Source organism: Pilimelia anulata, from assembly GCF_014647895.1.
Classification (GTDB): Bacteria; Actinomycetota; Actinomycetes; order Mycobacteriales; family Micromonosporaceae; genus Pilimelia; species Pilimelia anulata.
The window spans coordinates 149346-173443 of sequence record NZ_BMQB01000004.1; the positions used below are offsets into that span (position 1 = coordinate 149346).

20 protein-coding genes are annotated in these 24098 nt (G+C 76.7%); 9 read left to right on the plus strand and 11 right to left on the minus strand.

Translation table 11 applies throughout. The features are described 5' to 3' along the window. Nucleotide 1 precedes the first annotated feature (1 nt). Both hemB and IEY94_RS10870 read left to right on the plus strand, forming a co-directional pair. Nucleotides 2–979, plus strand: a complete 978-nt coding sequence (gene hemB, locus IEY94_RS10865; protein WP_189169992.1) for a porphobilinogen synthase — start codon at nucleotides 2–4, stop codon at nucleotides 977–979. 127 nt (nucleotides 980–1106) lie between these two features. Next, nucleotides 1107–1769, plus strand: coding sequence for a hypothetical protein (locus IEY94_RS10870; protein ID WP_189169993.1), 663 nt, complete (start codon nucleotides 1107–1109; stop codon nucleotides 1767–1769). Nucleotides 1770–1820: 51 nt separating this feature from the next. On the opposite strand, the gene IEY94_RS10875 is transcribed toward IEY94_RS10870, so the two are convergent. From IEY94_RS10875 to IEY94_RS10890, 4 genes are all read right to left on the minus strand, one after another. Continuing rightward, nucleotides 1821–2600, minus strand: coding sequence for a class I SAM-dependent methyltransferase (locus tag IEY94_RS10875; protein ID WP_189169994.1), 780 nt, complete (start codon nucleotides 2598–2600; stop codon nucleotides 1821–1823). 157 nt (nucleotides 2601–2757) lie between these two features. After that, a complete protein-coding gene (locus IEY94_RS10880) occupies nucleotides 2758–3411 on the minus strand; it encodes a chitin-binding domain-containing protein (RefSeq protein WP_189169995.1) in 654 nt (217 codons plus the stop codon). Nucleotides 3412–3524: 113 nt separating this feature from the next. Next, nucleotides 3525–4526 (minus strand): GNAT family N-acetyltransferase, encoded by a 1002-nt coding sequence (locus tag IEY94_RS10885; RefSeq protein ID WP_189170246.1) that lies wholly within the window; start codon nucleotides 4524–4526, stop codon nucleotides 3525–3527. Nucleotides 4527–4593: 67 nt separating this feature from the next. Beyond that, nucleotides 4594–5628, minus strand: coding sequence for a lytic murein transglycosylase (locus tag IEY94_RS10890; protein ID WP_229783572.1), 1035 nt, complete (start codon nucleotides 5626–5628; stop codon nucleotides 4594–4596). Nucleotides 5629–5885: 257 nt separating this feature from the next. Between IEY94_RS10890 and IEY94_RS10895 the strand changes: the two genes are divergently transcribed. The 3 genes from IEY94_RS10895 (at nucleotide 5886) to IEY94_RS10905 (ending at nucleotide 11315) form a co-directional block, all read left to right on the plus strand. Continuing rightward, nucleotides 5886–8552, plus strand: a complete 2667-nt coding sequence (locus tag IEY94_RS10895; protein ID WP_189169996.1) for an ATP-binding protein — start codon at nucleotides 5886–5888, stop codon at nucleotides 8550–8552. A gap of 70 nt (nucleotides 8553–8622) precedes the next feature. Further along, on the plus strand, nucleotides 8623–10248 hold the full coding sequence (locus tag IEY94_RS10900; protein WP_189169997.1) for a hypothetical protein: 1626 nt from the start codon (nucleotides 8623–8625) through the stop codon (nucleotides 10246–10248). After that, nucleotides 10245–11315, plus strand: a complete 1071-nt coding sequence (locus IEY94_RS10905; protein WP_189169998.1) for a hypothetical protein — start codon at nucleotides 10245–10247, stop codon at nucleotides 11313–11315. Before IEY94_RS10900 ends, IEY94_RS10905 begins: the two co-directional genes overlap by 4 nt. 1609 nt (nucleotides 11316–12924) lie before the next feature. Here IEY94_RS10905 and IEY94_RS10910 read toward each other — a convergent pair. Next, nucleotides 12925–13926: a 2-oxoacid:ferredoxin oxidoreductase subunit beta gene (locus IEY94_RS10910; RefSeq protein WP_189170248.1), complete on the minus strand. Its 1002-nt coding sequence runs from the start codon at nucleotides 13924–13926 to the stop codon at nucleotides 12925–12927. Nucleotides 13927–13969: 43 nt separating this feature from the next. Further along, entirely contained in the window at nucleotides 13970–15835 is a 1866-nt protein-coding gene (locus IEY94_RS10915; RefSeq protein ID WP_268244837.1) for a 2-oxoacid:acceptor oxidoreductase subunit alpha, read from the minus strand. A gap of 279 nt (nucleotides 15836–16114) precedes the next feature. Between IEY94_RS10915 and IEY94_RS10920 the strand changes: the two genes are divergently transcribed. Continuing rightward, nucleotides 16115–17782, plus strand: a complete 1668-nt coding sequence (locus IEY94_RS10920; protein ID WP_189169999.1) for an alpha/beta hydrolase — start codon at nucleotides 16115–16117, stop codon at nucleotides 17780–17782. Between the two features lie 61 nt (nucleotides 17783–17843). Further along, nucleotides 17844–18218 carry an NADH-quinone oxidoreductase subunit A gene (locus IEY94_RS10925; protein WP_189170000.1) on the plus strand — a complete coding sequence of 125 codons (375 nt, stop codon included), beginning with the start codon at nucleotides 17844–17846 and terminating at the stop codon, nucleotides 18216–18218. A 73-nt stretch (nucleotides 18219–18291) separates the two neighbouring features. Here IEY94_RS10925 and IEY94_RS10930 read toward each other — a convergent pair whose 3' ends face one another. From IEY94_RS10930 to folP, 5 genes are all read right to left on the minus strand, one after another. Beyond that, nucleotides 18292–18897 (minus strand): fascin domain-containing protein, encoded by a 606-nt coding sequence (locus tag IEY94_RS10930; RefSeq protein WP_189170001.1) that lies wholly within the window; start codon nucleotides 18895–18897, stop codon nucleotides 18292–18294. Nucleotides 18898–19028: 131 nt separating this feature from the next. Next, nucleotides 19029–19646, minus strand: a complete 618-nt coding sequence (locus IEY94_RS10935; RefSeq protein ID WP_189170002.1) for a hypothetical protein — start codon at nucleotides 19644–19646, stop codon at nucleotides 19029–19031. A 125-nt stretch (nucleotides 19647–19771) separates the two neighbouring features. After that, a complete protein-coding gene (locus IEY94_RS10940) occupies nucleotides 19772–20455 on the minus strand; it encodes a fascin domain-containing protein (protein ID WP_189170003.1) in 684 nt (227 codons plus the stop codon). A gap of 119 nt (nucleotides 20456–20574) precedes the next feature. After that, complete coding sequence (locus IEY94_RS10945) at nucleotides 20575–21231, minus strand: fascin domain-containing protein (RefSeq protein ID WP_189170004.1); 657 nt, start codon at nucleotides 21229–21231, stop codon at nucleotides 20575–20577. A gap of 143 nt (nucleotides 21232–21374) precedes the next feature. Next, nucleotides 21375–22244 (minus strand): dihydropteroate synthase, encoded by an 870-nt coding sequence (gene folP, locus IEY94_RS10950; RefSeq protein WP_189170005.1) that lies wholly within the window; start codon nucleotides 22242–22244, stop codon nucleotides 21375–21377. 68 nt (nucleotides 22245–22312) lie between these two features. Here folP and IEY94_RS24290 point away from each other — a divergent pair, with 68 nt between their 5' ends. Next, nucleotides 22313–23473 carry a DivIVA domain-containing protein gene (locus tag IEY94_RS24290; RefSeq protein ID WP_189170006.1) on the plus strand — a complete coding sequence of 387 codons (1161 nt, stop codon included), beginning with the start codon at nucleotides 22313–22315 and terminating at the stop codon, nucleotides 23471–23473. After that, nucleotides 23470–23979, plus strand: a complete 510-nt coding sequence (locus IEY94_RS10960; RefSeq protein ID WP_189170007.1) for an SRPBCC family protein — start codon at nucleotides 23470–23472, stop codon at nucleotides 23977–23979. Before IEY94_RS24290 ends, IEY94_RS10960 begins: the two co-directional genes overlap by 4 nt. The last annotated feature ends 119 nt before the right edge of the window (nucleotides 23980–24098 follow it).

Here is a 24098-nt window from a genome sequence, read left to right on the forward strand (position 1 = left end):
CGTGGGCTACCCGCTGTCCCGGCCGCGGCGGCTGCGCCGCACCGCCGCACTGCGCGGCCTCGTCGCCGAGACCCGGGTCGACCCGGCGCAGCTCGTGCTGCCGCTGTTCGTCCGCGAGGGCCTCGACGCCCCGCGGCCGATCGCGTCGCTGCCCGGCGTCGTGCAGCACTCGCGCGAGTCGCTGCGCAAGGCCGCGGCCGGCGCGGCGGCGGCCGGGCTGGGCGGGGTGATGCTGTACGGCGTACCGCGGCACCGCGACGCCGCCGGCTCCGCCGGCACCGACCCGGCCGGCGTGCTGAACGTCGCCATCGCCGACGTCGTCGCCGAGACCGGCGACGACCTGGTCGTGATGAGCGACCTGTGCCTGGACGAGTTCACCGACCACGGCCACTGCGGCCTGCTCGCCCCCGACGGCGCGGTGGACAACGACGCCACCCTGGTCGCGTACGGCGAGCTGGCACTCGCCCAGGCCGCCGCCGGGGCGCACCTGCTGGGCACGTCCGGGATGATGGACGGCCAGGTCGGCGCGGTCCGCGCGATCCTGGACCGCGCCGGGTACACCGACACGGGCATCCTGGCCTACGCGGCCAAGTACGCCTCGTCGTTCTACGGCCCGTTCCGCGACGCGGTCGAGTCGGCGCTGCAGGGCAACCGGCGCACGTACCAGCAGGACCCGGCGAACGTCTCCGAGTCGCTGCGCGAGGCCCGGCTGGACGTCGCCGAGGGCGCCGACATCCTGCTGGTCAAGCCCGGCCTGCCGTACCTGGACGTGCTCGCCGCCGTCCGCGCGGCGGTGGAGGTGCCGGTCGGGGCGTACCAGGTCTCCGGCGAGTACGCGATGGTCGAGGCGGCGGCGGCGAACGGCTGGATCGACCGGGAGGCGGCGATCCTGGAGTCGCTGACCGCCCTGCGCCGGGCGGGCGCCTCGCTGATCCTCACGTACTGGGCGGTCGAGGCCGCGGCCCTGCTCCGCCGCTGACGTGTGATATCCACAGTCGGTATCTCTTTTCGTACCGCGCCCGGCGCGTGCTATGCCCTGCGCTCCCTTGTTCCATGTAATTGGTCGAAAGTCAAAATGCTATCGGCAGTCGCCATAGATGAGCTATATGGATCGCTGGGATTATTCACACAGTGGTGCGGGTGACAACGTCATCCGAAGTGAATTCCCACCCACAGCACCGGGAGTACCCCCCACGCGATCCCTGACCAGCCGACTGCTGATCGCCGCCCTCGCGGTACCCGCGGTCATCGCCGGGGCCGCCGGCTCGGCCCTCGCCGCCGGCCCCGCCTCGCCCGTCACCGACCCGACCGGCGACGTCATCGCGGAGACCGGTTTCCCCACCGAGCAGCCGAAAGCCGACATCATCGTCGCCAACGGGCGCCGCGTCGGGGCCGAATTGGAGCTGGGCTTCAAGACGGCCCAGCCCACCGACCCGCAGCGGGACCCGCTGTGGAAGCACGTCCTCACGGGCTCGGTATTCCGGATCGACACCGACAACGACGAGTCGTTCACGGAATTCCACCTCGTGTTCCGCGCGGGCGACAAGGAGCGCCCGACCGCCGACGTCTGGGGGAACGGCGAGGTGCTGTGCACGGCGAAGGATGCCCACGTCGACGGCACCAACGTCTTCACGTTCCCGCTGTCCTGCATCGACAACCCCGCGGAGCTGTACTACAGCGCGCACCTGTCCTACGCGCAGGTGGACGACGCGGGGGGTCTGGACGCCTCCGACTCCGCGCCCGACAGCGGCTACGCGGCCGTCGACTAGTCGGGGCGCGGGGCGGTGCCCGCGGTCCGGACCGGGACCGCGGGCACCCCGTCATTCGGTCGGTCGGACGCCCCCGGCGGCACAGTCGGCACCCACCCCTCGGGCGCGCGCCGCGACCACCAGGGCCGTGCCGTCCGGCGGGGTCGCGCCGATGCCGTCGACGCTGACCAGCAGCGGGCGCCAGCCGGCCGCGGCGAGCATGTCCGGCCAGTCGACGGCGGGGACCGGGCGGCGGCGCAGCCGGTCCACCTCGACCCGCGGCGGGTCGCCGGGGAAGCACCAGCGGCGCTCGGTGACCAGCCACGGTCCGGCGCGGCGATGCGTCACCGTCGCCGTACCGGCGACCCCGGCCACCTCGACCCGGTGCACCGTCGACCGGTCGAGCGGCGGCGTGCCGGCCATGGCCTCCACGATCAGCGTGGCACCCGGTGCGGCGTGCGCGGCCAGCCGGCGCAGCGTCGCCCCCGCGCCCGCCGCGTCGGGATAGTTGATCGTGTAACCGAGGCAGGTGATCGCCTCGAACGTCCGGCCGAGCGCGAGCGCCGTCATGTCCGCCCGCCGCACGTCCAGGTGCGGCCTGGTGGCCCTGGCCAGCGCCACCAGGCCGGCGAGCAGGTCGACGCCGACGAGGTCGTCGATCGCCGCGGCGAGACCGGCGAGGGTGTGGCCGGTCGCGCAGCCGACATCGAGCAGCGAGCGCGGGCGGGCGGGTCGGTGGTGGTCGAGGACGGCGAGTATCCGTGCCGCCCGATCGCCGGCGGGGTCGGCGGTCAGCGCGTCGTACACCGCCGGCTCCCGGTACGGCCAGCTCGCCGCAGCGAGATCACTCACGGCTGCCGCCGGGGGCGAGCAGGCTGCGGAGACCGATCTCGCATCGCCCGGGCCCATCCGCAGACCTTACCGGCGGAGGCCGCTCCGCATCACCTCCGCGAAGCAGCCGGATACACGTCCCCCGCGCCGCGGACGCACCGCCGTGGACGTAGCCCGGTCAGGCGCAGCGCAGGGCGCGGTCGGCGACCTCGCAGCGGGCGCTGACCGCGTTGTTCGCCGGGTCGCTGTCGCGCGGCAGCGTCGACGTGATCCCCAGCGTCTGCTCGATCGTCGCCGGCGTCGTCAGCGGTACCGTCGTCACGAAGCGGGCCGTCGCGGTCGGGCCGCCGTCGCCCGCGGCCGTGGGCCGCAGGAAGCAGTCGACGGCGCGGTCGGCCGAGTCGTGGTAGCAGCGGTGGCCCTCGTTCCAGGTGACGCCGGCCGGCAGCGTGCCGTGCACCCGGACGCCGCTGCGGTCGATCCCGGACGTCGCCGTCAGGGTGTACGTCAGGGTGCCCTCGTCGCCGGCCGCGTTCGGCTCGACCAGCCAGCGGACGCCGAAGTCGGTGACCTTGCGGACGCCGTCGCCGCAGGCGCCCTTGTTGTTGTTCCAGGCGGCGCCGTCGGGGCAGGTGTGCTCCGCGACGAGGACGCCGTTGCGGCACTGGATGTACATGTTCCACGCGTACGGGTGGCGCCGGTTCCCCTCCTGCACCTGGCAGTGGAAGGGCACGTCGGTCGGGTACGTGACGGCTGCCTGCGCCGGCCCCGGCGTCCCCAGCAGCGCCGCGGCCACTGCGGCCGCCCCGATCCACCCACGTCGCGCGCTCATCGATCCACCCCATCCACGAGTTTTGCTGCCGCGGCGACGATAAGCGGCCGGGCCGGGGCGGGCGCGCGGCCACGCCCCGGGCGTCACCCGATCGCGCGGGGTGGATGCGGTCGCTACGGCGCCAGGCGGGTGACCAGGTCGGCGACCTCGGCCTCGTACTCGAGCCAGGGCCGGTCGGTCCGGAAGCCCATGTCGCTGTTGATCTTCATGAGGTGCTGGTCCTCGGGGTCGTTCCAGGTCTGTACCTCGTGCACCCGCGGGGCGGCGGCGCGCAGCTCGAACAGCATCCGGGCCTTCATCGCGCGGTCGATGCCGTACCCGCGGTGGTCGGGGACCACCACCGTGTCGTACTGGTCGGCCCGGCTCGGCCGCTGCGCGGGCACCACCACCTCGGTCAGCCCGGCGACGTCGTCGCTGCGCTCGTGGATGGCCACGATCACGTGCGGGGCGAGGCCGCGGCGGTGCAGGCAGGCGATGCTCTCGGTGAGCCGCTGCGGGTCGTACGAGCTGGGCCGCAGCTCCAGGTCGCCCTCGTCGCCGGCGTTGCGCATCTCGGCCTTGGCCAGGGCGTACGAGGGCAGCAGCTCGGTCGGCGGCCCGCCGCTGTGGTACGCCAGCCGGTACCCCGAGCCGATCCCGCGGGCCATCTCGCCGAGGGCCAGCCAGTCCACGGTGGCGAGGTCGAGGATGCTGCGCACCTCGGCGTACGCCCGGCGGAAGCCCAGGCCCTCGTAGAAGTCGACGCCGGGGGTGTCGCCGGGCACCTCGACGCCGACGGACGCGTACCCCTGCGCGTGCGCCCAGCGGACCGCCCGGCCCAGCAACTGCCGGCCCAGGCCGCGGCGGCGGACGGCCGGGTCGACCACCAGTTCGATCACGCCCGTGTCACCCATCAGGAGCATGCTCACGTGCCCCCGCAGCACGCCGTCACCGTCGGTGGCGATCCACGCCTGCCGGCGCTGGCCGGGCATCAGCTCGGCGATGTTCTCGCGGAAGAGGGTGTTGCGCCACAGTGGATCACCGGGTTGGTCGGCCGTGAGCGCGGCGTTGAGCAGCGTCAACAGCGCCGCCACCTCGACCTCCGACGCGGTACGGGCATCCCACTCGCGAAACAGCACCCGTCTAGCTTGCCCGTAATGGACGCCCGACGGAAGCGCCCTGCACACCCGACCGAGTATCGCGCTAGCTGCGGCTTCGCACGCCGTAGTCGTTGGCGGTCGTGTAGACCTTCTGCGCGTAAGGGGCGAGGTTGTTGTACGCCAGGATCGCCCGCCACCACTGGGCGGCGTCGCCGAGGTCCCGGCCGCCGGCGCAGAGGTACTGGCCGGCGGCGAGCGCGGCGTCGTCGAGGTCGTTCGGGTCCTTGATCCCGTCGCCGTCGCCGTCGGCGCCGCTGCGCTGCCAGGTCGTCGGGATGAACTGCATCGGGCCGACGGCCCGGTCCCAGACCTTGTCGCCGTCGAGGACGCCCCTGTCGGTGTCCTTGATCGGCGCCCGGCCCTCCTTGCCGTCCAGCGGCAGGCCGATGATCGTCGGCAGCGCCTTGCCGTCGGGGCCGAGCTGGGCGCCGTTGTGGCTGCCGTGGCCGGACTCGACCAGGCCGATCGCGGCGAGCGTCGTCCAGCTCAGCCGGCAGCGGGGGAGGGTGCGGCCGACGACCAGCTCGGCGTACCCGTACGCCTCCAGCGCCGTCGGCGGGATGACCGTGCGGGTGGCCAGGCCGGCGGCCCAGCCGCGCAGCGTGTCGGCCGGGCGGCCGGTGGTGCCGGTCGGCGGCAGGCCGGTCGGGCCGAACGTGGGGGCGCCGGTGCCGGTCGGCCCGCCGGTGGGCAGCGCGCCGCCGTCCAGGGTCGGCGTGGGGTTGGTGGTGGGCGCGGCGTCCGCGGCGGGCGGGTCGCGCAGGTCGGGCAGCAGGCCGCCGGTGAGCACCGAGGCGGCGATCAGGGCCACCATGACCAGGTACGGCGCGGCCAGGCCCACGCCGGGGTGGCGCAGCCAGCCGCCTAGCGTGCGGTGCGGCGGCGGCGCGGCCGCGCCGCGGTGCCGGGCGGCGTCGGCGGGGGTGCCGGGGCGGACGGCCGGGCGGCCGGGGGTGACCGCGGCGTCGGGGGTCGCGGCGCGCACCCGCGGCGGCGGCCCGGGGGGTCGCTCGGTCGCCGCGGCGCCGCCGTCGGCGGCCGCCGCGGCCGGGTCGGTACCGGCGCGCGCCCCACTCACCCCGCCAGTATGGCGCAGCGAGGCGCATCACACCGCCCGTACTGCCGGCGAGCGGGTTGCCAAGACCCACTAGGCTCGGGGTCCATCTCGGATCACCACGGTCGACCACCCACCCCCGGTGACCAGCGCGGTGACCCGCGGCGACCCGTGCGGGGTGACGGGTCGACCTACCGAGGGTCAGCTACCGGATCAGCCGGTGTGCCCGGTCGCCGCAATGTGATCTGCTGACGGGTGACGAGCAGGGCGGAGGTTACCGATTGCCGGCACGGGTTGCAGCGCCCAGTGGACAGGTCACGTTCGTCTTCACCGACATCGAGGGTTCGACCCGCCTCGCCCGCGTCCTGGGCGACCGGTACCAGGCGCTGCTGACCGCCCACCGCCGCGTGCTGCGGGCCCACCTGACCGTGCACGGCGTCGAGCTGTTCACCGAGGGTGACTCGTTCTTCCTCGCCTTCGCGGGCGCCCGCGAGGCGATCGACGGCTGCCTGGCCGCGCAGCGCGCGCTGTACCGGTGCGACTGGCCCGCCGGCGCCCGGCCGCGGGTCCGGATGGGCCTGCACACGGGGTACGCCGTCCCGACCGCCGGCGAGTACGCCAGCCCCGAGGTGCACCGCGCCGCCCGGGTGGCCTCGGCCGCGCACGGCGGGCAGGTGCTCTGCTCGGCGGCCACGGCCCGCGAGGCCGGCGCGCTGCCGGCCGACGTGGAGGTGCGCGACCTGGGGCTGCACCGGCTGCGCGGGTTCGACGGCCGGACCAGGCTGCTGCAACTGACCTGCCCGGGCGTCGACCGCGACTTCCCCCGGCCGCGCACCTCGGGCGTGGTCCGGCACAACCTGCCGGCCCCGGTCACGCCGTTCGTCGGGCGGGAGCGGGAGCGGGCCGACCTGCGGGCGCTGCTCCAGGCGCACCGGCTGGTCACCGTCGTCGGCGCGCCGGGCGTGGGCAAGACGCGGCTCGCCGTGCGGGTCGCGGCCGGGCAGACCGAGCGGTTCGCCGACGGCGTCTGGTACGTCGACCTGGCCGGGCTCGCGCCCGCCGCCGTGCCGGCCGCGGTCGCCGCCGGGCTGGGCGTGCGGCTGGAGACCGGGCGCGGGCTGCCGCCGCGGATGGCCGAGATCACCACCGCGCACGACGTCCTGCTGGTGCTCGACACCTGCGAGGTCGCGCCGGACGTGCTCGCCCAGGTCGCGACGCAGCTCCTCGCCGGCTGCGGCGACACCCGGCTGCTGGTGATCGGCCGGCAGCCGCTCGGCGTGCCGGGGGAGTGCGTGTGGCGGACCCCGCCGATGGGCTTCCAGCCGGGGCCGGGCGGGGAGCCGAGCGACGCGCTGACGCTGCTGCGCCGCCGGGCCGAGGCCGCCCGCGGCGGGCGCGCGGTCGAGCGGGCCGAGCTGCCCGTGCTGCAGGAGGTCGCCGCCGGGCTGGAGGGCCTGCCGCTGGCGCTGGAACTGGCCGCGGCGCAGTTGCGCTGCGTACCGGTGGCGGACCTGCCCGCCCGGCTGGACGAGCTGGTCGGCGCGGCCGGGCCGGAGCCGGTCGAGCCGGCGGCCGGGGGCGCGGCGGCCGGGCGGATGACCAGCCTGGCCGAGAGCGTCGGCTGGTCGTACCGGCGGCTACCCGGCCGGGCCGCCCGGCTGCTGCGGGCGCTGTCGGTGTTCGCCGGCCCGGTGCCGGCCGAGGCGATCCGCTGGGTGATCCAGGAGGACCCGCTGGAGCCGCTGGCCACGCTCGTGGACGTGTCGCTGGTGGAGGCGGTGCCCGACCCGGCGGGGGTGCGGTACCAGCTCCTGCGGCCCGTCCGCGCGTACGCGGCCCGGCGGCTGGCCGGCGCGGGCGAGGAGGCGGCGGCCCGCGGCCGGCACGCCCGCTGGGTGGCCCGCGAGCTGGCGCTTCAGCACGTCGCCGAGGACGGGCGCCCGGCCACCTGGGCGCTGTCCGCGATCGACCCGCTGCGCGGCGAGATCGACGACGCGCTGGCCTGGACGGTCGCCGCGGGCGACCCGTGGCAGGCGCTGCGGCTGGTCCGGGCGCTGGACGCGTGGTGGATCGAGCGCGGCGCGACCGCCCGGGCCCGGGCCTGGCTGTGCCGGCTGTACGGCCGGCTCGGCGGCCCCGACCCGCTGACCGACGCCACCCCGCCCGGCCAGGGCCCGCTGCTGGTCGAGCTGTTCCTGCTGCACAGCCGGCTGGCCGCCGCGGCCGCCGACGCCCCGGCCGCCGCGGTGTTCGCCGGCCGGGCCCGCCGGCTGGCCCGCTCCCTCGACGACCCCGGCCTGTGCCTGCTGGTCGACGCGTGGGCGCCGGTCGAGGCGACCGAGGACGGGTACCGCGACGTGCTGCGCCGCGCGGCGGCGCTGCGGATGGCCGGCGACGCGCTGCCGGCCGTGCACGGCCTCGGCACGCTGCTCTGGCAGCGCGGGGCCTGGTCGGAGCTGGTCGACCTGCTGGTCGGCGCCCGCCCGGTGGAGGCGTCCCGGCCGGCCGTGCGCGGCCGGCGGACGATCGACGCCGCGCTCGGCCTGACCGCGCTGGCCCGCGACGACCTGGTCTCGGCGCACCACCACCTGAGCGGGGCGCTGCGGGCGCAGGTGGCGTTCGGCTTCGAGCTGGCCGCCTGCAACACGATCGCCGGGGTCGCGGTGCGCTGCGCGGCGACCGGCGACGGGCTGACCGCCGCCCGGCTGTTCGGCGCTGCCGACGCGAACCGGGCCGCGCGCAGCGCGGTCGCCGACGTCGCGGCGCCGTTCTTCGCCCAGCGCGAGGAGCGCGCCCGGGCGCTGGGCGGGCCGGCGTTCGACGCCGCGTACGCCCAGGGGGCCACGTGGAGCCTGGCCGAGGCGGCCGAGGTGGCGCTGGCCATCCCCGCGCCGAGCCCGGCCGAGGGGCGCCGCTGCCGGACCCCGAACGCGGTGGCCCGGCGCTGACCCCGTCCGAAATGCGTTTCTTTACCTGGTCAGTCCCGTTATCCGGGGTGTGTGGGGTGATGTCGACCAGGTGACGTACCAGCGCTTCCTCGACGAAGCGCACGTCTACTGGTGCGGCCAGCTCGCCGCGCCGCACGCCGACCAGGTGGTGCTCGCCGAGGTCGGGCACCCCGACCCGCGGGTGCTGCTGCGCGTGCTCACCCTCGCCAACGCCGTCCGCCGGCTGCACCCCGCCCGGCTGGTCCTGCTCGCCGGCGCCGACGGCGAGCCGCCCGAGCTGGGCCCGCTCGCCGCCGCGTACGCCGCCGACGAGATCGTCGACATCGCCGGCCGGACCGAGCGGCGGGTCACGGCGCTCGCCGCCCGCGCGGCCGGCGGCGGGCCGCCGGACGCGGCGCACGCGCTCACCCCGTACGTCGACACCGGCCACCGCCGGCGCACCCGCGGCCCGCTCACCGCCCGCCGCCGGACCGCGCCCGAGTACCGCCTCGCCGGCCTGCGCGCCCGCGCCCGGGCCGCCGTGTACGAGGACGTCCTCGCCGTCGGCCGCCCGGTCGCGCTGGTCGCCGCCGACACCACCGACGACGGCGCCGGGCTCGCGGTCCGGGCCGCCCGCCGCGCACACGTGCCCGTGCTCGCCGTCCAGCCGCGCGGCGGCCTGCGCGCGTACTGCCTGTTCCCCGGCCACAGCCCGCCGGACGCGCCGTTCGCCGACGCCCTCGAACCGCTGCTCGCCGAGTACTTCGCCGGCCGGGTCTGGGCCCGCCGGGCCGAGCTGGCCCCCGCCGCCGAGCACACCGCGTGGCGCGCCCGCCGCGGCCTCGGCCGCCCCGCCGGCCTGCTGCCCGACGCCGTCGAGCTGGCCACCGCCGCGCAGCGCCGGCAGGTGCGCGCGCACGTCGCCGCCCGGTACGGCCTCGACCCCGCCCGCCCGACCGTCGTCGTCGGCCACCGCCCGGTCACCGAGGCGCCCACCGGCCCGGCCGCCGAGGTCGCCGACTGGTACGCCCGCACCGCCGCGCACGCCCGCGACCTGCCCGCGGCGAACTGGCTGCTGCTCGACCACCCGGCCCAGGACGACCGCACCGGCAGCGTCGCCGCCCTCGCCGCCGCGCACGCCGGCGCCGACCACCTGCGCTTCCTGCCCGGCCGGGCGCTCAGCCGCAACGCGCTGCTCGCCCTCGCCGACCTCGGCGTGGTCCTGCACGGCCGGCTCGGCCCGACGCTGGCCGGGTACGGCGTCCCGGTCCTCGCCGCCGGCCGCGGCCCGTGGACCGGCTGCGGCCTCGCCCTGCCCGCCGCCGACGTGGCCGACCCCGGCGGCCTGCTCGGCGAGTGCGTCGCCGCGCTGCGCGCCGGCCGGTCACCGCTGCCGCCCGACGCCGTCGCCCGGGCCCGGCTGTGGCGCTGGCTCGCCGACGCCGGCGGGGACGTCGCGTCCGGGCTGGTCCCGCCGTACGAGCTGTGGCCCGCCGAGCACCTGCTGCGCGCGCTGACCGCCCACCTGCGGCACGTCGAGCCGGACGCCGAACCGGTGTTCGCCGCCGTCGAGCGGGCGTTCACCCAGCGGCTGCCGCTGCTCACCCGGGTCGACCTGCCCGGCGGGCCCGAGCCGGCCCGCCGCCCGGCCCCGGCGGCCGTGCCGCACAGCCGCGCCGACGCCGACGCGCCCGCCGCCCCGGCGGTGGCCGAGTGAGCGCGCCGACCACCCGGTACGACGCGCCGGCCGCCGCGCTCGCCGTACCGGGCAGCCTCGGCGCCGGCACCGACCCGGCGCTCGCCGTCGTCGACCACGTCGTCCGCGGCCGGCGGATCGTCGGCCGCTGCGCCGCGCCCGCCGGCCTCGTCGGGGTGGCGCTCGCGCCGGTGGACCACGCCCTGCACGTCACCGTCGAGCTGCGGCTGGACCGGGCGGCCGGCGACTGGCGCGCGTACGGCGCCGTACCCGCCGCCGACCCCGGCGCGGCCCGGGTCGGCCCCGGCGTGCCCGCCCGCCCCGGCCGGACCCCCGACGACGAGCGCCCCCGGCTGCTGCTGGTCAGCGCCACCGGCGACGTCCGGCGCGGCGTGCTGCTCGCCCGGGCCCGGCGCGGCGCGGACCACGTCCGGGCCCGGGTCTGCTTCGTCGTACCGGCCGGCGCCGTCCCCGCCGACGGCCTGCTCGTGGTCGACCTCGCCGACGCCGCCGCCCGGCTCCCCGCCGAGGTGGCCGCCGGCTTCGCGCCCGCCGGCCCGGCCGGCGTCCGGATCGACCGCCTCGACGTCACCCCGGCGGCGCCCGTCGCGCCCACCGGCACCGGCCCGGTCGACGGCCGGACCGCGGAGTGGTCCGGCCTGGTCAGCGCCGGCGGCGCGATCGGCTCCGGCGGCGACCCGCGCATCGGCGCGGCGCACAGCCCGTACCTGGTGGTGAACCCGGTCGCGGACACGCCGCTGACCTGCCGCATCCGCACCAGCCTCGCGCCCGACCGCCCCGCCGGCGCCGGCGCGCCGGCGCGGGTGGCCAGGGCCGTCGAGGGCGCGCTGCGCCGCGCCCTGCCGGCGCCGGCCCGCCCGGTGCCGGCGCAGGACGTCCGGCTGCGGGCGCTGGACCTGCGCACCGGCGAGCCCGTACCGGTCGACGCGGTCGCCGACGGCGCCGAGCTGGCCGTCCTGTTCCCGGCGCCGCCGGCCGGGCCGGTCCTGCTGCACACCGCGCTGTGCGGCGAGCCGCCGCGCCGGGCCCGGCTGGTGGCGGAGCTGACCGAGTGCGCGGCGCCGTGATGTGGTGGGCCGGGCGCGGACCCCGCCCCACCCGGCCGGCGGGCCGCCGCCGCGGCGGCGACCGCCCGGCACCCGGCCGCCCGGACCGCGGCCGCCCCGACCACCCCGGCCCCACCCCCACCTGACGCCTCCCGGTGATGTTCGACGGCACCCGCTGCGGCCGATCACGGACCCGGTCCGGTCCCGGCCGCGGCGGCGGTGGGGCGACGCGCCATCGCCGGCCGGGCTCGACCGGCGCGGGTCGGCGACGCCCGGGAGGCCGCCGGCCCGGTGCGACCAGCGCGCGGCGCCCGGCGTCCCCGGCGCCAGCACACCCTCCCGCTCCCTGCCGTCCCCGCTCCCTGCCGTCGCTCCACAGGGGACCTATTCCGGTGCACTACCCGGCTTTCGGGGTCCACCGTTCGGACCGTCCGCAACGGCCGGTTGGCCATATCGTTAGGGCTGTTATGGCGCTCCTCGTGACGTGGGCCCGACGCTACGTCGCCGACCCCGGACCGCGCACCGCGGCCCTCGCCCGCATCGCGCTCGCCGCGTCCCTGCTCGTGGTCCTGGCCCGGCACCGGGACACCCCGCGGCTCGTCGCCGACCAGCCCGCGGACCGGTACCGCCCGGTCGGCATCGCCCGCCTGCTGGACCACGCGCTGCTCGGCCCCGCCCTGCTCACCGCGCTGCTGGCGGTCGCGGTCACGGCCACGCTCGCCCTGCTGGTCGGCTACCTGGCCCGGGCCGCCCTGCTCACCGCGTACGGCAGCGGCCTGCTGCTCGTCTCGCTGTCCTACTCGTTCGGTCTACCGTGGAGCCAGGGCGAGAGCGCCACCTTCCTCGCCGGCCTGCCGCTGCTGCTCGCCCCCGTCGGCGACGCGCTGGCGCTGGACGCCCGCCGCAGCGCCGCCCGCGGGGTGGACGCCCCGCCGCCCGGCGCCCGGTACGGGGTACCGGTCCGCGGCGCGCAGATCCTGCTGGCGCTGTACCTGCTCAACGCCGTCCACGGCCAGCTCGCCGCCGGCCCGGCCCCGCTGCTGGCCGACGCGCTGCGCCACCTGGCCGCGCTGCGCCCGCCCGCCGCGGGCGGGCTGCCGTGGCCGGCGGCACCGGCCCCCGGCCACGCCGCCGCCGTCGCGGCGGTCGGCCTGGCCCTGCAGGCCGCGCCGTTCCTGCTGCTGCCGCTGCTGCGGTACCGGGGCGCCCGGGTCGCCGCGGCCACCGCGGTCGCGGCCGCGGCGGCGGGGCTGGCCGCCGTGCTGCCGCTGTTCGGGGCGGCGCTGCTCCCGCTCGCCCTGCTGTACCTGAGCGCGGACGGCCGCCGGGCGCCGGAGCCGCCGGTGCTGGCCGCCGGGCTGCGGCCGCTGGGCATCGCGGGGTCGGCGCGGGCGGGGTGGCGGCGCCGGCTGCCGACGGCGCGGCTGGTGGGGCTCGCGGTCCTCGGGTGCGTGGCGACGCAGGCGGCGGTGGCGTGGGCGGACGACGACGAGCGGCTCCGCGCCTACCCGTTCACCGCCGCCCCGGCCTACCCGCGCCCGCCCGCACCGACCGCCCTGCCGGCGGTCGAGCCGCCGCGGCAGGGTGCGCCGGTACCGCTCGCCGGGTGGAGGGGCAGCCGGGAACGTGGTCAGAGGGTCCAGGTGTCGCCGGCGTGCAGGAGGGCCGTGAGCCGCTCCTCCGCCGACCCCGTCACCCGGGACCGCGCCTCGTCGACCTGGTGCCGGACCGTGTCGTCGTACGTCGGCCGCGGCACGTCCCGGAACACCCCGATCGGCGTGTGCCGCAGGTCGGGCCGCGGCAGCCGGGACAGCGCGAACGCGTACGACGGGTCGACCACGTGCGCGTCGTGCGCGACGATCTCGTCCGGCTGCACCGCGCCGGTCGGCCGGACCTCCAGCCCGAAGCCGCCGCCGGTGCGGGCCACGCACCACTGGCCCTCGGCGCCGAACGTCATCGGCTGCCCGTGCTCGAGCCGCAGCAGGTAGTCGTCCCTGGTGTCGGCGTCCTTGAGCGGCTCGAACGCCCCGTCGTTGAAGATGTTGCAGTTCTGGTAGATCTCGACGAACGCCGAGCCGGGGTGCCCGGCGGCCGCGCGCAGCACGGATTGCAGGTGCTTGCGGTCGGAGTCGATCGTCCGGGCGACGAAGGTGGCCTCCGCCCCGAGCGCCAGCGACACCGGGTTGAACGGGGCGTCCGCCGAGCCGGCCGGCGTCGACTTGGTGATCTTCCCGGACTCGGACGTGGGGGAGTACTGCCCCTTGGTCAGCCCGTAGATCCGGTTGTTGAACAGCAGGATCTTGAGGTTGACGTTGCGCCGCAGCGCGTGGATCAGGTGGTTGCCGCCGATCGACAGCGCGTCCCCGTCGCCGGTGATCACCCACACGGACAGGTCCGGCCGGGTCACCGACAGGCCGGTGGCGATGGCGGGGGCGCGGCCGTGGATGGAGTGCATGCCGTACGTGTTGAGGTAGTACGGGAACCGGGATGAGCAGCCGATGCCGGAGAGGAAGACGATGTTCTCCCGCGGGATGCCCAGTTCGGGGAGGAAGCCCTGGACGGCGGCGAGGATGGCGTAGTCCCCGCAGCCGGGGCACCAGCGCACCTCCTGGTCCGACTTGAAGTCCTTCATGGTCAGCTTCACCGGTACCGCGCCGTTGCGCGCGCCGTTCAGCTCAGCCACGGACGACCACCTCCAGCAGCGCGGATTCCAGTTCGGCGGCGGTGAACGGCAGCCCGCGCACCCGGTGCACCGGCACGGTGTCGACCAGGTACCGGGACCGGATCACCATGGCGAGCTGGCCCAGGTTCATCTCCGGGACGACCACCCGGTCGTACGCGCGCAGGACGTCGCCGAGGTTGCCCGGCAGCGGCGCCAGGTGGCGCAGGTGCGCCTGCGCGATCCGGTGCCCGCCGGCCCGCAGCCGCCGGCAGGCGGCCCCGATCGGCCCGTACGTCGAGCCCCAGCCGAGCACGAGCACCCGCGCGCCCCCGTCCGGGTCCTCGACCTCGACATCCGGGACCACGATCCGCTCGATCCGCTCGGCCCGGGTGCGCACCATGTGCTCGTGGTTGGCCGGGTCGTACGAGATCGCACCCGTCCCGTCGGCCTTCTCCAGGCCGCCGATCCGGTGCTCCAACCCCGGCGTGCCGGGCACGGCCCACGGCCGGGCCAGCGTCTCGGGGTCGCGCAGGTACGGCAGGAACGTCCCGTCCGGCCCGTTCGGCGCCGTCGCGAACGGCGTCCGCAGGTCGGGCAGCGCCGCGACCTCGGGGAGCTGCCACGGCTCGGAGCCGTTGGCCACGTAGTTGTCGCTGAGCAGGATCACCGGCGTCCGGTGGGTCAGGGCGATCCGGCACGCCTCGATCGCCGCGTCGAAGCAGTCCGCCGGGGACCGCGGGGCGATCACCGCCACCGGCGCCTCGCCGTGCCGCCCGAACAGGGACATGTTCAGGTCCGCCTGCTCGGTCTTGGTCGGCATGCCCGTGGACGGGCCGGCCCGCTGCACGTCGACGATCACCAGCGGGAGTTCCAGCATCAGCGCCAGCGAGATCGTCTCGCCCTTGAGCGCGACGCCCGGGCCGCTGGTGGTGGTCACCCCGAGCGCCCCGCCGTACGCGGCGCCGACGGCCGCGCCGATCGCGGCGATCTCGTCCTCGGCCTGCACGGTGACCACGCCGAAGCCCTTGTGCTTGCTGAGCGCGTGCAGGATGTCCGAGGCGGGGGTGATCGGGTACGCGCCCAGGAACAGCGGCAGCTCCGCCCGCACCGACGCGGCCACCAGGCCGAGGGCCAGCGCGGCGTTGCCGGTGATGTTGCGGTAGGTGCCGGCCGGCATCGGGGCGGGGGCGACCTCGTACCGGACGGCGAAGGTCTCCGTGGTCTCGCCGAAGTTCCAGCCGGCCCGGAACGCCGCCACGTTGGCGGTGACCAGGTCGGGCCGCTTGGCGAACTTCTGCTCCAGGAAGCGCAGCGTCGACTCGTACGGCCGGGAGTACAGCCACGACAGCAGCCCGAGCGCGAACATGTTCTTCGCCCGCTCGGCGTCCTTCTTCGCCACGTCGTGCTCGGCCAGCGCGTCGATCGTCATCGTGGCCAGCGCGGCGCTGTGCACGTGGTACGCCGCCAGCGACCCGTCCTCGATCGGGTTGCTGGCGTAGCCGACCTTCTTGAGGTTGCGCGGGGTGAACTCGTCGGTGTTGACGATGATCGTCGCGCCGGGGTCCAGGTCGCCGACGTTGGCCTTGAGCGCGGCCGGGTTCATCGCCACCAGGACGTCCGGTTTGTCGCCGGGGGTCAGGATGTCGTAGTCGGCGAAGTGCACCTGGAAGCTGGACACGCCGGGCAGCGTCCCGGCGGGCGCCCGGATCTCGGCCGGGAAGTTCGGCAGCGTGGAGATGTCGTTGCCGAGCTGCGCGGTCTCCGAGGTGAACCGGTCGCCGGTGAGCTGCATGCCGTCGCCCGAGTCGCCGGCGAACCGGATGATGACGCGGTCGCGCCGCTCGACGGGCTTGCCGCCGACGGACGTATCGCCACCGATGTCCGATACCTGCGTCACCGGGTCGCTCCTCCTGCTCGCCTGGCCGGTCCGCCGCGCCGCGGACGGGCTGCGCGTGCGCGGGCTGATAAGGCAAGCCTACGTCGCCCCCGCCCGCCCCGGCCGGGCCGGGTGCCGGGGGTCACGCCCCCGGCGGGCAGCCGAAATGAGATTCGTCACTGTCGCGGTAGCCCGATTAGGGGTGGATTGCCCCTTGCGGTGGTGTGGTCGGCTGGGGGGTGGACGCTCCGATGTGGAGACCACCCGCACGGAAGGACCCATATGCGAACCGCATCCGTCATCGCCGGGGTGGCTGCCGCCGCCCTGGCCCTCGGCACGCTCGGCGCCCCGGTCGCCGCCGCGCCCCCGCCGGCCGCCCCGCGCCACGACACGACCAGCCCGGAGGAGGCGCGCCGGGTCGACGGCGTGGCCACCCCGCGGCTGTACTGGAAGAAGTGCCGGGAGAACTTCGAGTGCGCCGAGGCGGCGCTCCCGCTCGACTACGACCGCCCCCGCGGCGGCCTGATCAAGATCGGCCTGCTCCGCGCCCGGGCCACCGACCCGGCCAACCGGATCGGCTCCCTGCTGTTCAACCCCGGCGGGCCCGGCGGCTCCGGCATGGACGTCGTCGAGGGCCTGGCCGACGCCGTACCGGACCTGCGCGCCCGGTTCGACCTGATCGGCTTCGACCCGCGCGGCATCGGCGAGAGCGACGTGCTGCGCTGCCTGCCCGAGGACGCCGAGCGGGAGCGGCTGCTCACCGCGTACTACTCGGTCAGCGCCCCGCTCACCGCCGCCCAGCGGCGCACCCGGCTGGACGCCGCGCGGACCATCGGCCGGGCCTGCGGCAAGGCCGGCAAGCGGACCGCCGCCGCCATGCACACCGCCCAGGTGGCCCGGGACATGGACGTCCTGCGCCGCGCCCTCGGCGACGCCAAGCTCAACTACCTGGGCTTCTCGTACGGCTCGATCCTCGGCCAGTACTACGCCAACCTGTTCCCCGACCGGTTCCGCGCCCTGGTCATCGACGGCGTGGTCGACGCGCGCGAGTGGGTCGGCACGCCCGCCTCGGCCGGGCGGCCGGTGTTCGACCGGATCGGCTCGGCGGCCGCCTCGCACGAGGCGCTCACCGAGTACCTGCGCCGGTGCGCCGCCGCCGGGGCCCGCTGCCGGCTCGCCGCCACCGGCGACCCGGTCGGCACGTACGACGACATCGCCGGGCGGCTGCACCGCGAGCCCGTGGTGATCGACAAGGTGCCGCACGGGTACCAGGACCTCGTCCTGTTCACCGCCCGGCTCACCTACAGCCCGTACGGCATGTCGCTGCTCGACCGGTACCTGGCCGACCTGTACGTCCTCACCCGGCCGGGCGACCCCGCCGCGCAGGAGCGGGCGCGCAGGTCGCTGGGCGAGCTGTTCGCCGAGCAGAACCCGCCGCAGCCGCCGGCCAGCAGCGTCGGCGTCGAGGCGACGTACGGGGTCATGTGCGGCGACGCCGACAACACCAGCCGGCTGCGCGACTGGCCGGAGCTGGCCGACGCCGCGGCGGCCCGGGCCGGGCACCTCGGCCGGTTCCGCGCCAACCAGGACGACATCTGCGCCGCCGACGCGTGGACGGCTCCCGCCCACGACCGGTACACCGGCCCGTTCAACCGGCGCACGGCCGCGCCGGTGCTGGTCTCCGGCAACCGCTGGGACCCGGCGACCGCGTACCGCAACGCCCGGACCGTGCACGACCAGCTCCCCGGCAGCCTGCTGCTGGAGACCGACAGCTGGGGCCACCTGGCGTACCCGTCCTCGGTGTGCGCCGTCCGGGCGATCGACGCGTACCTGCTGACCGGCGCGAAGCCGCCGGCCGCGGGCTGCGCGGACGGCTGGCAGCCGTTCGGCACCGACAAGGCCGCCCCGGCCCGGCCGCTGCTGCCGGTGCCGCCGCTCCCGACGCTCTGACCGGACCGCCCCGGGCGCGGACCACGGCGCCCGGGGCACCGGCGGCGGCTAGGCTGCGGGGGTGACGTACCTCGGCTCGTACGCGACGCTCGGCCTGCTGCTGGCCGTCGGCGCGCTGGCGTTCCCCGGCGCGTTCGCGCTGAACCGGGCGCTGCGCCCGGCCCGCCCGGCCGAGCCGCCGGGCAAGCGGGCGCCGTACGAGTGCGGGCTGGACCCGGCCGGCGGCGACTGGGTACACGCCCGGATCCGCTACTACGTCTACGCCTACCTGTACGTGCTGTTCGCCGTCGAGAGCGTCTTCCTGTTCCCCTGGGCGGTCGTGTTCGACCGGCCCGGCTTCGGACTGACCGCGGTCGCCGAGATGGGCGCGTTCGTGGCGGTCCTCGCCCTCGGCCTCGCGTACGCCTGGCGCAAGGGCGTCCTGCGCTGGACCTGAACCGGCCGCGGCGCCGACCCGATCGGTCGGCGCCGCGGCGCGGATCAGCTCGCGGCCGCGGGCGGCCGGGCCGTCAGCGCTTCCAGAGCACGAAGCGCTCGCCGGAGGCCGGTTCCGTCCGGCCGGCCCGGACCACCTCGTCGTCGGCGCCCGGGTAGTTGCGCTCGACCGTCACCCACCGGTCCACGTACGTCGACCGCAGGCTGAACACCGGCTTGTCCCCGCCCGGCGTGGTCGCCTCCATGTCGGTGCTCGCCGACAGCGCGTCCGCGCGGGCGCGCAGCAGGCCGTGCAGCCGGCCGGCGTACTTCTCGACCTGGATGAACTTGCGCACCCGCTGCGACCGCAGGTACACCTGCACGCCGTCGTCGCCGCCGCCCAGCACGCACAGCTCGAACAGCTCGTTCTTCGCCGGCGCCGAGCCGGTGGCGCGCAGCAGGTTGCGCCGGTCGCTGGTGCCGGACGTGTCCACAGTGAGGTACTGCCCCGACCGCTCGTGCTGGATGGCCAGGTTCTTGAAGCACTCCTTGCGCGCGGCGAGCGCCCGGTTCGAGCCCGGGTCGAACCGGGTCCAGCCGGCGGGGTCGGCCGCGGCCGCGGGTGCGGCGACGGCGACCGTACCGACGGCGGCCGCTGCGGCCGCGACCGCCGAGGCCGCGATGCGTCTGGCAAACACCATGATGTCCTCCGAGGGGTGGTGGATTGCGTCGGGCGTCAGCTACCCCAGCGCGCCGGAGGCGAACCACCCGCGGTGTGAACGATGCGGGGCGGCGGCCGGATCGGCCGCCGCCCCGCATCGGGGTCGCTCGCTCAGCCGCCGAACGCCCAGAGGACGAAGTTCTCGCCCGTCGCGGCGGCCGGCCGGCCGGCCCGGACCAGCTCGTCGTCGGTGCCCGGGTAGTTGCGCTCCACGGTCACCCACTTGTCGTTGTACGTCGACCGGAACCGGAACACGGCTTCGGTCTCGGCGACCACCACGGCGTCGAAGTCGGTGCTCGCCGCCAGGGTCGAGGCCCGGCCGCGCAGGGCGCCGTCGCGCCGGCCCGCCACCTTGTCCACCTGGACGAACTGGCGGACCTTCTGCGAGCGCAGGTACACCTGCGCGGTCTCCTCGTCGCTGCCCGGCCCGAGGATGCACAGCTCGAACAGCTCGCCCTTGGCGGCCTTGGCGCCGGTGGCGCGCACCGTGTTGCGGGTGGCGCTCGGGCCGGTGGCGTGCACCTCCAGGAACTTCTTCGAGCTCTGGTGCTGGATGGCCAGGTCCTTGAAGCACTCCTTCTCGGCGATCAGCTTCCCGACCGTCCCGATCCGCACCCGGCTGAAACCGGCGGTGGCCGGGTCGGCCGCGGCGGCCGGTACGGCGGCGCCGAGGGTGAGCGCACCGGCGGTGAGGGCGAGGGCGGACGCCGCAACGCGCTGGACAGTCACGATGTGAACTCCAATGGGGACGCTGAGGGATGGACCCGGTGGGTGTCGGCACCCGCCGACCCCCACTCAATCAGCGCCGGATGACCCTGTCCATCCGGCTTGCCCGGTCCGGGCCCGGGCGGCGGTCAGCGGTCCGCGGTGTACACGGTGAACAGCTCGCCCGCGCCGCGCGCGTCCCGGCCGGCGCGGGCCATCTCGTCGTCGCCGCCGGGGTAGTTCCGCTCGACGGTGACGAACCGGTTGTTGGCGTTCGCCCGCAGGTACACCCGGCCCTTCCCCTGCAGGTAGAGCAGGAACTGGGTGTTCGCCGACAGCGCGGCCGCACCCGCCCGGACCATGCCGGCGCGGCGGCCGGGCAGCTCCGGCTCGGCGCTGACGAACCGGCGGGCGGCGGCGGACCGCAGGTACGCCCGCAGCGTGCCCGGGTCCTTGGCGCTGGTGATGCAAATCTCGAAATGCTGCTTCGGCCCGGGGTCGGCGACGGTGGCCCGCAGCATCCCCTTCGCCGGGCCGGGGTAGCCGGTCTCGACGGCGAGGTAGCGCTTCGTCCGGTCGTGCTCGATGATCAGGCCCTTCGTGCAGGTCGGGCCGTCGGCGCGCGCGGCGCCGGGCGTCCACGGGGTGCGCGCGGCCGCGCCACGCGCCGCTCGGGCGGCGGCGCTGGCCGGCGCGAGCCGGGCGTCGGCCGCGGCGGTCGTGGTGGCGCGCGCGGGGTCGGCGGGGGGCGGGGCGGCGGTGGCGGGGACGGTCGCGGCGAGCACGACGAGTGCGGCGCCGGCGGCGACGGCCGCGCGGTGAGGGGTCGGCACGGTCCGGACTCCAATCTGGGGGACGCGGCGACCGTACCCCTGCCGCACCCGGCAGGACCAGCGCCGACGCCGGGCCGGCGGGGAAACCCCCACCGGCCCGGCGTCCCCCGCAATCGGACTCAGCGCCCCGGCTCGGTGTCGAACAGCGCGAACTGCTCGCCGGCCAGCGCGGCGTCGCGGGCGGCCCGGACGACCTTGGCGTAGTCGCCGGTGTAGTTCCGCTCGACCGAGAGGTACTTGCCGTTGACCGGCGACTTGAACGTGTACGCGACAGTGCCGCTCAGCGGGTCGGTGTGCGTCTGCACGGTCAGGGTCGTCTCCGCCGACAGGCTGCCCGCGTTGGCGATGACCGCGCCGCTGTACGCCGCCGGCAGGGTCTTCTCCACCGCGACGAACTTGCGGACGGTGGCCGAGCGCAGGTACGCCTCGTAGCTGTTGTTGCCCAGGTCCTTGGTCAGGCACAGCTCGAACCGGCTGACGCCCGCGGCGTCCGCGGCGGTGGTGACCTGCTTGTCGGCGCGCACCAGGTTCTGCGCGACGTTCGACAGCTCCGGGTGGACCTGGAGGAACCGGTCCGACCGGGTGTGCTGGACGACCAGGCCCTTGTTGCAGACCGGGGCGGCCGAGCGGGCGCCGGCGTCCGGCAGGTCCAGGACGGCCGGGCGCAGGCCCGCCGGGTTCGCGGCGGGGGCGGCGGTCGCCGGGGCGGCCAGCGCGGTCAGGCCGACGGCCCCGGCGGCGAGGGCGAGGCCGGCGGCGGCACGGAGAGTGTTCACAGGGGTGGACTCCATCTCGATCGGTGCGACGTGCGGTGTCGGCGGGCGGTCGGCCCGCTCGCCGACGACTACACCAGTCGCGCCGGTCGATCGCCGCTGTCCGGATCACATCGTCCGGTACCGGACAATCCCCTTGCCGAGCGTCACGCGAGCGCCCGGCGGGCCACCGCGGGCGGCCGGTCGCCGCGGATCGCGGCGACCAGGTCCAGCACCTCGCGGGTCTCCCGGACCTGGTGCGCCCGCACCACCCGGGCGCCGAGCCAGACGGACACGGCCGTGGCCGCGAGCGTGCCGGTGAGCCGCTGGTCGACCGGCCGGTCCAGCGTCTCGCCGATGAAGTCCTTGTGCGAGAGCGCCACCAGGACCGGCCAGCCGGTCGCGGCCAGCTCGTCCAGCCGGCGGGTCAGCTCCAGCGAGTGCCGGGTGTTCTTGCCGAAGTCGTGCGCGGGGTCGATGAGGATGCCGTCGCGCCGCACGCCGAGCGACAGCGCCCGCTCGGCCAGCCCGAGGACGGTCCGGCGCACGTCGTCGACCACGTCGGCGAAGGCGGCGCGGTGCGGCCGGGTGCGCGGGCGCAGGCCGCCGGCGTGCGCGCAGACCAGGCCGGCGCCCGTCCGGCCGGCGACCGCCGCCAGCTCCGGGTCGGCGCCGGCCCAGGTGTCGTTGATCAGGTCGGCGCCCGCGCCGACCGCCTCCGCCGCCACCTCGGCGCGCCAGGTGTCGATCGAGATGACCACGTCCGGGAAGCGGGCGCGGACCGCGGCCACGGTGGCGACCGTACGGCGGATCTCCTCGGCCGCGTCGACCACCGCGCCCGGGCCCGCCTTCACGCCGCCGATGTCGATGATGTCGGCGCCGTCGGCGACCGCCGCCTCGACCGCCCGCAGCGCCGCGTCGTCGGCGAACGTGGCGCCGCGGTCGTAGAACGAGTCGGGCGTACGGTTGACGATCGCCATCACGGCGGGCTCCGCCGGACCGAACGTGCGCCGACCGAGCCGCAGCGGCTCCACCATGCGATCTTCTCCTCATCCGGCCGGGTGGCGCGGTCGCCGGGACGCCGCGTACATGCCACGATCAGCCTATGGGTCAGTATCTGCTCGGATTGGTCGCAGCATTGACGGTGGGGGCGATCGTGTTCGCCGTGGCGGCGATGGTGACCGGCTCGGACCAGGGGCTCGGCGAGGTCGAGCCCGACGGCCGTTCGATGCCGCTGCCGACGGACCGCCCACTGACCGAGGACGACCTGACCGCCGCCCGCTTCGACACGGCGCCGCGGGGGTACCGGATGGCACAGGTCGACACGGCGCTGGCCCGGGCGGCCTACGACATCGGGTACAAGGACGAGATGATCGGCGTCCTGGAGGCCGAGGTGACGGCCCTGCGCGACGGCCGGCGGACCGAGGCGGACGCGCTGCGGGACGCGCGGGTCGCGGCCCGGGCGCCGGCCGCGGCGCCGGCGGTGCGGGACGGGGCGACGCGGATCGGTACGGACGAGGAGGGGGCTGACGCGGTGCTGGTGGTGGGTGCGGGCTTCGACCAGCCGGTCAGCGGCTCCGGGGACGTCGGCGGCGCGGCCGCGGGCGGCGTTGCCGCTGCGGCGGCCGGCGCGGTGGTGCCGCCGGCCGCGGGTGGCGGCGCTGCCGGTGCCGCCTCCGGGGTTGTCTCCGGTACCGCGGGGGCGAGCCCGGCCGAGGCCGCATCCGGTGCTGTCGGGGCGAGCCGGGCCGGCGCGGCGACCCCGGCCGTCGCCGGGTCCGGCGGGACGACATCGGCCGGGACTGCGGGCGACAGCCTCGCCGGTGCCGGTGCCGGTGCTGTGGTGTCGGGTGGCGGGGCGGGCGATGTCGGGGCAGTGAGCGCGGTGCGTGGTGAGACCGGTGCGGGCGGTAGCGATGCCGGTCGCGGTGCGGCCGGCGGCAGCGGCGAGTTGAGCGCGTCCGTCGGGGACGATCCCGGCATATCCGGTGGGAGTGGTAGTGATGCGGCCGGCGGCGCGGCCGCGCCCACCGCGCCCGACGCCGCCGCGGCGGGCGGATCCGACGGCGGGCCGGCCGAGCCCGGTGCGGCCGAGCGCGATCCGGCCGCGTCGCCGGACAGCGCCGCGGACACCGGCGCCGGCTCCGCCGCTGCCGGTCCCGGCTCCGCCACCGAGGCCGGCACCGCTACCGCTACCGACCCCGACACCGACCCCGGCTCCGCTGCCGACACCGGCTCCGGCGCACGCGGGAACGGTGTCCGGTGACCGCCGCCGACGACATCGGTGCCGCCGCCCGCCCCGGCGGCGGCGAGGTCACCGCGAAGCTGATCGTGCACGCCCCGGCCGACCGCGTGTTCGCCGCGTTCCTGGACTGGGAGCGGCAGGGCGAGTGGATCCCGTTCACCCGGGTCCGGGTGGTCAGCGGGGACGGCGGCGAGGGCAGCGAGGTCGAGGCCGTCACCACCGTCGGCCCGGCTGTGCTCCGGGACCGGATGCGGGTGGTCCGGGTGGACGCGCCGTACGAGGTCCGGGTCGTGCACTACGGGCAGGTGCTGCGCGGGCCGGGCGTGTTCCGGTGCACGCCGATGCGCGACGACCGGACCCAGGTCGTCTGGCACGAGTGGTTCCACCTGCCGGGTCCGGTCGGCCGGGTGCTGTGGCCGGTGGTCTGGCCGGGCTCGAAGGCGGCGCTGACCCGCGCGCTGAAGCGCTTCGCCCGCCGCGTCGAGCGCCCCGGCGCGAACGGCTCCCGACCCGCCGCCGGCCGGTGATCATGCCGTACGGCACCTGATCGGGGGCCGTACGGCGTCTTTTCGTCATGATCGCGCGCTGCGGGCCGGACGGATGTCGGGGGGCGCGGCTAGCGTGCCGGACAGTCCCCGGGAGAGGA

What these genes read in the sequence shown, in the direction of transcription:
- IEY94_RS10910 (WP_189170248.1), bottom strand. Translation starts at nt 13,926, where the DNA reads ATGAAGGACTTCAAGTCGGACCAGGAGGTGCGCTGGTGCCCCGGCTGC.
- IEY94_RS10870 (WP_189169993.1), top strand. Translation starts at nt 1,107, where the DNA reads ATGGATCGCTGGGATTATTCACACAGTGGTGCGGGTGACAACGTCATC.
- IEY94_RS10880 (WP_189169995.1), bottom strand. Translation starts at nt 3,411, where the DNA reads ATGAGCGCGCGACGTGGGTGGATCGGGGCGGCCGCAGTGGCCGCGGCG.
- IEY94_RS24290 (WP_189170006.1), top strand. Translation starts at nt 22,313, where the DNA reads ATGGGTCAGTATCTGCTCGGATTGGTCGCAGCATTGACGGTGGGGGCG.
- IEY94_RS10920 (WP_189169999.1), top strand. Translation starts at nt 16,115, where the DNA reads ATGCGAACCGCATCCGTCATCGCCGGGGTGGCTGCCGCCGCCCTGGCC.
- folP (WP_189170005.1), bottom strand. Translation starts at nt 22,244, where the DNA reads ATGGTGGAGCCGCTGCGGCTCGGTCGGCGCACGTTCGGTCCGGCGGAG.
- IEY94_RS10930 (WP_189170001.1), bottom strand. Translation starts at nt 18,897, where the DNA reads ATGGTGTTTGCCAGACGCATCGCGGCCTCGGCGGTCGCGGCCGCAGCG.